Raw genomic sequence first — 340 nt, 5'->3', positions numbered from 1 at the left:
GAAATCCTTGTGAGTGAGCTTGAGGTTTTTGCCGAGCTTTGCGAACTCGACGGCGGCCTTGCTGCCCGATCCGTCGGCGTCGTAGGAGAGAATGCCAGTCTTCTTGTCGTAGAGCAGGTAGTCGTTCCGGTCGTCGGCCTTGCCGATCTCGAAATAGGCCTTGTTCAACCGGCCGGGGCTGAGCTCCGAGCCCTTGCCCAGCTTCCTGAACACCGCGTTGTCGAGCCAGATCGTGTCGTCCTTCACGTTGAAGTCGGCAATCGTGTCGAACGCCACCTTGCGGTCCGTCCTGGACGTGCCGAGCCGCGTGTCGAACACGAAGATGTCGCCGCCGCCGCCG

1 pseudogene is annotated in these 340 nt (G+C 61.5%); it reads right to left on the bottom strand.

Annotated elements, in window-relative coordinates:
• Positions 1-340, bottom strand: a pseudogene (locus KBI52_RS00600) (calcium-binding protein); the annotation flags it as partial.

The sequence above is a fragment of the Microvirga sp. HBU67558 genome, assembly GCF_018069605.1.
Taxonomy (GTDB): domain Bacteria; phylum Pseudomonadota; class Alphaproteobacteria; order Rhizobiales; family Beijerinckiaceae; genus Microvirga; species Microvirga terrae.
Note: the sequence above shows the minus strand (reverse complement) of the source record. Positions and strands in the feature narration are given on the sequence as shown.